The organism is Streptomyces sp. NPDC004542 (assembly GCF_040610035.1).
Classification (GTDB): domain Bacteria; phylum Actinomycetota; class Actinomycetes; order Streptomycetales; family Streptomycetaceae; genus Streptomyces.
In genome coordinates this window covers 85,193-92,330 of sequence record NZ_JBEXLP010000022.1, presented here as the reverse complement: position 1 = coordinate 92,330, position 7,138 = coordinate 85,193, and the positions used below count along the sequence as shown (strand labels likewise).

Here is a 7,138-nt window from a genome sequence, read left to right as displayed (position 1 = left end):
GAGGTAGCCGTGCAGCCGCCCGGCCTGCGCCGCCACCCCCGCGGCCCCGGCACCCCGCGCCGTCACCACCCACGGCACCACCGACGACCCCACCGACGCCACCACCGGCGCCACAGCCCCCGTATCCGGAACCTCCGTGACCGGGGCCTCCGCCTCCTCCTCGGCCGGCGGCTCCTCGACGATGACGTGCGCGTTCGTCCCGCTCAGCCCGAACGACGACACCCCGGCCCGGCGGGGCCGCCCGTCCTGCGGCGCGGGCCAGTCGCGTGACTCGGTCAGCAGGCGCACCGCGCCCGCGTTCCAGTCCACCTTCGTCGAAGGCTCGCCGGCGTACAGCGACTTGGGCATGACCCTGTTGCGCATGGCCATGACCGTCTTGATGATGCCCGCGACCCCGGCGGCGGCCTGCGTGTGGCCCATGTTCGACTTGACGGAGCCGAGCCAGAGGGGGCGGTCGGCGGGGCGGTCCTGGCCGTAGGTCTCCAGCAGGGCCTGGGCCTCGATCGGGTCGCCCAGTGCCGTGCCCGTGCCGTGGCCCTCAACGAGGTCGACGTCGGTGGTGGACAGGCGGGAGCCGGACAGGGCCTGCTTGATGACGCGCTGCTGGGAGGGGCCGTTGGGGGCGGTGAAACTGCTGGAGGCGCCGTCCTGGTTGATCGCGCTGCCCCGCACCACGGCCAGCACCGGATGGCCGTTGCGGCGGGCGTCGGACAGACGCTCCAGGAAGAGGACGCCGGCGCCCTCGGAGCAGCCCATGCCGTCGGCGGACTCGGAGAAGGACTTGCAACGGCCGTCCCTGGCGAGGCCGCCCTGGGTGCTGAAGTAGACGAACATCTCGGGGTTGGACATGACGGTGACCCCGCCGGCGAGGGCGAGGGTGCAGTCGCCGCGGCGCAGGGCCTGGGCGGCGAGGTGCAGGGCGACCAGGGAGGAGGAGCACGCCGTGTCGACGCTGAGCGCGGGGCCCTCGAGGCCGAGCGTGTAGGCGACGCGGCCGGAGACGAGGCTTCCGGCACTGGAGCTGCCCGCCTCCACGCCCTGGGCGTAGTCGTGGTACATGACGCCGGCGAAGACGCCGGTGCGGGTGCCCTTGAGGGACAGCGGGTCCACTCCGGCGCGTTCGACGGCTTCCCAGGCGGTTTCCAGCAGGAGCCGCTGCTGGGGGTCCATGGTCAGGGCCTCGTTCGGGCTGATGCCGAACAGGGCGGGGTCGAAGTCGGCTGCGTCGTGCAGGAATCCGCCCTCGCGCGCGTACGTCCTGCCCGCCCGGCCGGGCTCGGGGTCGTACACGTCGTCGTCCCAGCCGCGGTCGGCGGGAAACCCCGAGACCGCGTCGACGCCGTCGGTGACCAGTCGCCACAGGTCCTCCGGGGATGCGACGCCCCCGGGGTAGCGGCACGCCATGCCGACGATCGCCACCGACTCGTCGTCGGGCTTGCGTGCCGCCTCGTCCAGGCACCTGCGAGCGTCACGCAGCTCCGCGAGCGTGCGCTTGAGGTATTGAAGGAGCCGTTCCTCGTTGCTCACAGGTGGCCATCTCCTCTCGTGGGTGATCTGTCAGCCGGCCTTGCGGAACAGGTCGCTCTGCTCGCCGACGCGTGCGAACAGGTCACCGATCTGCGGGAACTGGGCGATGGCCTGTTCCCTGGTCAGTGGCGGCTTGCCGGGGCCGCGCAGGACGGCTGCCAGCAGGGCCGGTGACATCAGCCGGCTCTGCGGACCGCGCAGGGTGCTGACCTCGTAGACCGCGCGCAGCACGTTCTCGTCGGCGCATGCGGTGCGGGCGTAGCGGGCGCTCATGCTCTGCTGCATGGCCGCGCCGCGGACGGTGATGTTGGTCTCGACGCCGGGGAAGAACAGGTCGTTGGTGCTGGCCATGGTCCAGGGGCCGGCGCCGGCCTTGGCGATGTCGTCCTGGACGGCGCGGGACAGTCCGGGGCGCAGGCCGTGGGTCTTCAGCCGGGTGCGCAGGGCGAGGGCGCTGAAGGCGGCCATCGACATGCCGGTGGCGTAGTTGGGGCTGAGCACCATGACGGCGTCGCCGATGGCGAGGAAGCCGTCGGGGACGGGCAGCTTGTGCCAGTAGCGGCGGCGGTTGGCGAGGCCGCGGGAGCCGCGGACCTCGGTCAGCGGGCGTGCGGTGGCGATGAGATCGGCGACGACCGGATCGCGTACGTCGCGGGCGAATTCCAGGAAGCCCTCGTCGACGGTGGGCGGCTGGCCGCCCTTGGTGCCGATGAGGGAGACGATCCAGCGGCCGTCCTCCTGCGGCATGAACGCGGCGCCCTTGCCGGGCTGTCCGGTGCCGGGGACGGTCTGGATGAGGACGCCGGGGAAATCCTTGGGGGCTTCGACGGGGGCCTCGTACTCGCGGCCGGCGTAGGCGAGCCCGGCGTCGACGTACTCCTCCTTCACCTGGGGCAGGCCGAGGTCGGCGATCCACTGGGGTGACTTGGAGCGGCTGCCGGACGCGTCGACGATCAGGTCGCCGGTGATGACGGTCTCGAAGCGGTCGGCGCGTTCGACGCGGACGCCGGTCACCTTCTCGGCGGTGCCGGCCAGGCCGAGCGCCTTGGTGGACTCCAGGACGGTGACGGTGCCCTCGGACAGGACCTGGCTGCGGATGACGTGGTCGATGAGGGGCCGGCTGCAGGCCACGGTGTACGACTCGTCGGCGAAGGTACGGAACCAGCCCTCGGAGGAGAGGGTGAGGATGTCCCGGCCCATCCTGAGGGTGTGGGCGCCGGCCGCGGTGAGGCGGGCGAGCGTGCCGGGCAGAAGCTGGTCGATGGCCTCGGCGCCGCCGGCCATGAGCATGTGGTTCTGCCGCCCCTGCGGCAGGCCCTTGCGCTGGTCGGGCCCGTCGGGGTAGACGTCGCCCTCGATGACGGTGACCTTGTCCGCGTGCCGGCTGAGCACCCTCGCGGCGAGCAGGCCCGCCAGGCCGCCGCCTATCACCACTGCTTCGGTCATCGCACGCTGCCTGTCTGCGCGGTGCGGCGCTGGGCCTCCTGCTCCAGCGCCTTGAAGGTGGCCCGGGTGTCGCCCTGGAACGCCTTGGCCCAGAACAGGCGGAAGACGGGGGTGAAGGGGCCGTAGACCTCTACGCGGCGGCTGACGGTGACCTTGCCGGGGCCGTCCGCACGGTAGGTGTTGATGATCAGCATCTTGCCGCCGGGCATCGGGGACCGGGTCGTGTAGGAGCGCTTGTCCTCGACCTTGGTCACCTGGAAGGGGCCGCGCCGGCCGGAGACGATGCGAGAGAGCGTCCAGCCTTCGCTGCCCGGCTCGAACGGCCCGTCGAAGCCGCACTCGAGGACGTGCGGGTCCCAGGTGGCCCACGACGGTACGTCGGAGACCGTCTGCCAGACCGCGTCGAGTCCGGCGTCTATCGTGTCCGACTCTTCGAACGCATACATGTCGGAATACCTCTCAGTTCCAGTTCACGGACATTCGTGCGGCGTTCCGGCACGGGAGGGGTCCGGCGCAAGCGATTCTCGAGCGGCTTGCGCCCGGACGGCTCCGCGGTGCCTGGTGCGCCGTCGGGAAGTGCTCACCGAGTGCCGGTGGTTCAGCTCCCGGCCGCGGGTGCCGGATTCTGGAATTCCTCCATGTCCGTGCGGATGACGTAGTCGGACACGTCAACGACGGAGTTCTCGATGCGTTCCAGGGCGTTCTTGACCGGGGTGGCCAGACGTTCCCGCTTGGCGGTTTCCGCGGCTTCGCGGCGCTCGGCGAATTCCGGCATGACCTCGCGGGCGAAGAGTTCCAGGGACTCGCAGATGTGCTCGTGCTGGTTGGCGCCGAGCTGCACCTGGAAGATGATCTCGTCGACACCGGCCTCCTCCTGGATCCGGATCATGTCGGCGAGCTTCTGGGGGGTACCGATGCCGCGGCGGACCACCATGTCCATGCGGGCCGCGTTCTCCGGCGGCACCGGCGGCTTCTTGGCGAACTCCGTCTTCAGGTCGGTGGTGCCGGGGCGGTGGGCGCCCTGCACGTAGAAGTGCATGAAGGAGTTGACGTAGAAGTCGACGCCGCCGAGGGCACGCTCGTAGGCGGTCTCCTCGTCGGTGTGGCACAGGAACGGCAGGGCGACGGCGAAGTTGGCGTTGACGGCCTTGCCGACCGGGACGCACTCGTCGGACTCGATGATCCGGTAGTAGGCCGCGACGCGCTCCTTGGCCTCCTCGGGCGTCATGAAGGCGAAGGAGAGGGCGCCGACACCGTTGCGGGCGGCGGTCTCGACGGTCTCGGGGGAGCTACAGGCGACCCACAGCGGCGGGTGCGGCTTCTGCTTGGGCTTGGGCAGCACGTTGCGCGGCGGCATGTCGACCCACTTGCCCTGGTGCCCGGTGAAGGGGACCTCGGTGAACATGCGGGTGATGACGCCGATGGCCTCGCGCCACTGGTCGCGCTTGGTGGCCCGGTCGATGTTGAAGGCGCCGAGCTCGTGCTGGGTGCTGCCCTGTCCGGAGCCGAACTCCACGCGGCCGCCGGAGATCAGGTCCAGCATGGCGATGCGCTCGGCGACGCGGGCGGGGTGGTTGACGGCCGGCGGCAGGGTGACGATTCCGTGGGCGAGGCGGATGTTCTTCGTGCGGGCGGCGGCCGCGGCGAGGAACACCTCGGGCGCGGAGGAATGGGAGTACTCGTCGAGGAAGTGGTGTTCGGATGCCCAGACGGTGTCGAAGCCCAGCCGATCGGCGAGTTCGATCTGCTCCAGGGCTTCGTTGACCACCTTTTCCTCTCCGTCCTCGCTCCACGGGCGGGGATTCTGCAGGAGATAAATCAGGCCGAAGCGCATGCTCGCTCCTCATCGTCGACAGGAATGTCACCGCCGCCGAAAGCGCGGCTTCAACGGTTTTTCGCCGATCACTTCCTGGCAGAGGACTTCCCTGTGGAAGCAGGCTCGGCCACGGTATGAGGAAACAGTTCTCGACCGCTCCCCCTACAAGCCCCTTAGCGGCCCTGGAGACACCCCGTCGCGGTGGCCGTGCCGGACCGGCACGGGCGCGGAGCGGGCGGGGCCAGGGCCCACGACCCCTACGGCGGCCGGACCTCACCCCTAAGAGCTCCGGCCGGAACGGGCGCCCGGCTCGCGGTGGCCGCCCGTTCCGGCCGGAGCTCTAGCGGTGGGGTCCGGCGGGGAGCAGGGTGCAGGGCAGTTCGATCGTCGCCGAAGTGGGTCCGCCCGGAGGGCTGTTGACGGCGAGCACACCGTCGAAGGCGCCGAGCCTGCGTTCGATGCCGGCGAGGCCGGTGCCCTGCGCGGGGTCCGCGCCGCCCTTGCCGTCATCGGTCACAGTGATCCGCAACAGGCCGTCCTCGTACCGCATGTCGATCCAGACACGCTGCGCCTCGGCGTGCTTGGCCACGTTGGTCAGCATCTCCGACACCGCGAAGTAGGCGGCGGCCTCGACGGGCGCGGACATGCGTCCCATCGGCTCGACGGCGACCTCGGTGGTGAGGGGGATGCGCAGCGCGAGCGCGCGGACGGCGTCGCACAGGCCGCGTTCGGCGAGGACCGGCGGGTGGATGCCCCGCACGAGCCGGCGCAGCTCGTCGAGTGCCTCGGCGGAGGACTTACGGGTCTGCGCGAGCAGCTGCACCGCCTTGTCCGGGTCGGTGCGCATCAGGTGCTCGATGGTGCCGAGGCTCATGCCCATCGCCACCAGCCGGGCCTGCGCGCCGTCGTGCAGATCGCGTTCGATGCGCCGCAGTTCGGTCGCCGAGGCGTCCACGGCGTCCGCCCGGGACTCGGTGAGGTGCGCGACGCGCAGCTCCAGGGCGCGTTCCTGGTCCGGGGCGAGGAACGTCTTGGTGAGCAGGGCGTGAGCCCGCAGCACGGCGGGTGCCGAGCGCAGGCCGACGGCGATGAATCCAACGCCGAGGGCGGCCGCGGCCAGGGCGGTGAGCTGACTGTCCACGGGCACGAAGGCGTACCAGTAGCCGACGTCGCGCATGGGCCGCCACACTCCGGCCGCCAGGACGAATCCCCAGGCGCCGTAGCCGACGAGTGCCGCGCAGAGCATGCCCAGCAGGAAGCCGGCGGTCGGGTCGACGATGAGCCACAGCAGCTCACGCCAGGTCACCCGGTCCGTCAGCAGCCACTGGCAGCGCCGCAGCACCCCGGCCGGCCCGCCCCCGAACCGCGGCGCCCGCCGGTAGGGCGCGTCGATCTCCACGCCGCTGCCCGTCCGGGCCAGCCGCCGGCGCAGGCCCGCCTGGGCGCGGGTCGCCCGGACGAGCCAGGGTGTGGTGACGGCACCGATCCCCACGGCCAGCAACGCGATCGACACCACCGACAGACAGAACAACACGAGCGAACACCCCATGGCCAGCAACGCCAGCCCCGCCCCTCGCGCCGCAGCCACCAGTCCGGCCCGAACGCTCATGCCGCCTCCTTCGGATCGCGGTGTGCACTGTGGTCGGCGCGGGGCGGGCGGGCACACCGGACGACCGCCCGCCCCGCGATCACTTCCCCTGGGCCGTCGCCGGACCGGCCGGGGGCTGGACGGCCTTACCGGGCGTCGCCTCGGTGGGGCCGTGGCAGGACCCGGGGCCGTGGCGTCGGGGTGGCCGTGGGGGACGGGCCGGCGGCGCGGCGGAGGAAGGCCCCGGCGGCGCGGTGGGCGAGGACACGCGGGCGGGCCGCCGGGTCCTCGGTGGCGGCCGGCGGGCGCGGGGCGATGCCGTGCCGGCGAAGGCCCGGGGGCCGGGCGGCGCGGGGCTCGGTGCACCCGTGCGGGGCGGTGTCACGCGGCGTGATCCGGTCCCGCCTCAGCGGCTGCGGGGCACGGGTGGTGCCGGGACTCGTGGTCGCCATGGGGTCAGTGAACCGGAGGCCCGCGGCAGGGGCCGCGGGCCTCCGGCGGTTCTTGAGCGTTCTTCAGGCGAACCTGTGGCAAGGGGCATAAGGCCCTGGCGGGAATCCGTCAGGTCTGTCCGGATCTCGGCGGGGGCCACGGGGTTGCGGGGATCCGCTGCGGGACCGGGCCGGGAGGGGCGGGCCGGACGGCCGGACGGCCCGGCCGGCCGGTCGGGCCGCCGGTCGGGCCGCCGGACCTCGAGCGGACCTCGAGCGGAGCTCCAGCACTTCACGAGAGAGTCGCGGGATCCGGTTGCCAAGATCATG

At 72.1% G+C, this 7,138-nt stretch carries 6 protein-coding genes; all 6 read right to left on the bottom strand.

Annotated features, from left to right (window positions below; all coding sequences use genetic code 11):
* A partial coding sequence (locus ABZX30_RS15430) for a beta-ketoacyl synthase N-terminal-like domain-containing protein (RefSeq protein WP_355933607.1) occupies nucleotides 1-1,527 on the bottom strand: 1,527 nt, incomplete at its 3' end.
* Between the two features lie 30 nt (nucleotides 1,528-1,557).
* Nucleotides 1,558-2,973: an FAD-dependent monooxygenase gene (locus ABZX30_RS15425; protein ID WP_355933605.1), complete on the bottom strand. Its 1,416-nt coding sequence runs from the start codon at nucleotides 2,971-2,973 to the stop codon at nucleotides 1,558-1,560.
* Nucleotides 2,970-3,419 (bottom strand): SRPBCC family protein, encoded by a 450-nt coding sequence (locus ABZX30_RS15420; protein WP_355933602.1) that lies wholly within the window; start codon nucleotides 3,417-3,419, stop codon nucleotides 2,970-2,972. The genes ABZX30_RS15425 and ABZX30_RS15420 overlap by 4 nt, the downstream gene beginning before the upstream one ends.
* A gap of 152 nt (nucleotides 3,420-3,571) precedes the next feature.
* Nucleotides 3,572-4,807, bottom strand: coding sequence for an LLM class flavin-dependent oxidoreductase (locus tag ABZX30_RS15415; protein WP_355933600.1), 1,236 nt, complete (start codon nucleotides 4,805-4,807; stop codon nucleotides 3,572-3,574).
* Between the two features lie 322 nt (nucleotides 4,808-5,129).
* Nucleotides 5,130-6,398 (bottom strand): sensor domain-containing protein, encoded by a 1,269-nt coding sequence (locus ABZX30_RS15410; protein ID WP_355933597.1) that lies wholly within the window; start codon nucleotides 6,396-6,398, stop codon nucleotides 5,130-5,132.
* Nucleotides 6,399-6,523: 125 nt separating this feature from the next.
* Entirely contained in the window at nucleotides 6,524-6,829 is a 306-nt protein-coding gene (locus tag ABZX30_RS15405) for a hypothetical protein (RefSeq protein ID WP_355933594.1), read from the bottom strand.
* Nucleotides 6,830-7,138: the final 309 nt, after the last annotated feature.

Excerpts from the sequence above, each read along its gene's own strand:
- ABZX30_RS15405 (WP_355933594.1), bottom strand. The coding sequence starts at position 6,829 with ATGGCGACCACGAGTCCCGGCACCACCCGTGCCCCGCAGCCGCTGAGG.
- ABZX30_RS15415 (WP_355933600.1), bottom strand. The coding sequence starts at position 4,807 with ATGCGCTTCGGCCTGATTTATCTCCTGCAGAATCCCCGCCCGTGGAGC.
- ABZX30_RS15410 (WP_355933597.1), bottom strand. The coding sequence starts at position 6,398 with ATGAGCGTTCGGGCCGGACTGGTGGCTGCGGCGCGAGGGGCGGGGCTG.
- ABZX30_RS15425 (WP_355933605.1), bottom strand. The coding sequence starts at position 2,973 with ATGACCGAAGCAGTGGTGATAGGCGGCGGCCTGGCGGGCCTGCTCGCC.
- ABZX30_RS15420 (WP_355933602.1), bottom strand. The coding sequence starts at position 3,419 with ATGTATGCGTTCGAAGAGTCGGACACGATAGACGCCGGACTCGACGCG.